General features: G+C 33.2%; 1 protein-coding gene and 1 pseudogene. One reads left to right on the top strand and one right to left on the bottom strand.

The window, feature by feature from the left end; genetic code table 11:
* Positions 1 to 294: 294 nt before the first annotated feature.
* Entirely contained in the window at positions 295 to 669 is a 375-nt protein-coding gene (locus ARSQ2_RS13370) for a MurR/RpiR family transcriptional regulator (protein WP_238334495.1), read from the bottom strand.
* A gap of 339 nt (positions 670 to 1,008) precedes the next feature.
* Here ARSQ2_RS13370 and ARSQ2_RS13365 point away from each other — a divergent pair.
* Positions 1,009 to 1,186 (top strand): annotated as a pseudogene (locus ARSQ2_RS13365) (glucose-6-phosphate dehydrogenase); the annotation flags it as partial.
* Positions 1,187 to 1,290: the final 104 nt, after the last annotated feature.

The following is a 1,290-nucleotide window of genomic DNA, read 5'->3' as shown; positions in this document are numbered from 1 at the left end:
AACCCTTCTTCTTCCATCGTAAATATCACTTTACGTCTAAAATCAATTGAATAGCTCATATAAATAATGTCATCAAAATTAAGTCGCTTAGCTATAATACAATATATGTTTTGCATTATGACATCAACGAAATAGAGCACTGGGATATAAAAACGAAAAAAGTTACTCATAGCTCCATGAGTAACTGCTGCTGAGGCAGCTAAACCAAAGAAAGCGATCTTGTTTGCTTAGCTATATCAGTAAATTTATATTGGAGAAAAACATATATTTTGTAATCAAAATTAAGTCGCTTAGCTAGCGATGGATAGCACGATTAATGTTTGTGGTATTTAGGTTATCTTTTAGAATACATAATTGCGCGATGGCGGAATCAAAAACTTTTTGCGTATGGCAACTGACAGCATCAGCTTGATCAACCAAACGATTAACATAGGATGTTCCATTGCCGAAGCTTTGTGCTAATCGTAATTGAAAATCAGGAAAAACCTTGGTATCTATTCTACGGCAAAAACAATTTACAGGGGGTTCGCTCGCATTAGCCAATTTAGCTAGGCTTGCAATACAAAAGTGAATCGCTTTTTGCAGGCTTTCAAGGATTGAATTGGCAACTTTCTTTTCTGATTTACTGAAATACTCAAAGTTATTATTTATTTGTTCTAATGTGTTCATACTGAAAAGCTACCCGTTTTACTAATATTGCCAAAGGGGAAATCTTGTTACTTAAGTCAAAATGTACTACGCGTTGTTTGGTCAGTAATGAAAAAAGGAAGTTATTAACTGAATTTTATTAAAAATATGACGAGCGTCTAATTTACTTTGCATTTTAGTTTAATAAATATGAAGAATTAAAAATCATATATAACTAATCAAATTTGTTGGGAATTATTTTTTGAGCAAAGTAAAATATCGTGGCTTTGTTTACCTGTTCGAGTCAAAAAGGTACATTTGTTTTCTCTATTGAAGCTATCATAGCACTACAGAATTGGTATTTAAGGAGAATCCTATATCATGGCAATTAATAAAGCTGTTCAGGCATGTAATTTAATTATTTTCGGCGAAAAAGGAGATTTGGCTCGCCGCAAATTATTGCCCCTTCCCTTTATGAATTGGAAAAAACGGGCTATATCATCCTGATACGCGTATTATAGGGATTGGTCTGGCTGAATGGGGATGCTCTGCCGCCTATATAGCTAAGCGTCTTAATTTTGATTACAAAATATATGTTTTTCTCCAATATAAATTTAGTGATATAGAGTAATTACTTGTAATCATTTTAAAGTCGCCCAGCTA

It is taken from the genome of Arsenophonus endosymbiont of Bemisia tabaci Q2 (genome assembly GCF_902713415.1).
Taxonomy (GTDB): domain Bacteria; phylum Pseudomonadota; class Gammaproteobacteria; order Enterobacterales; family Enterobacteriaceae; genus Arsenophonus.
The sequence above is the reverse complement of the archived record's forward strand: the minus strand, read 5'-3'. Positions and strand labels throughout refer to the sequence as shown.

Excerpts from the sequence above, each read along its gene's own strand:
- ARSQ2_RS13370 (WP_238334495.1), bottom strand. The coding sequence starts at position 669 with ATGAACACATTAGAACAAATAAATAATAACTTTGAGTATTTCAGTAAA.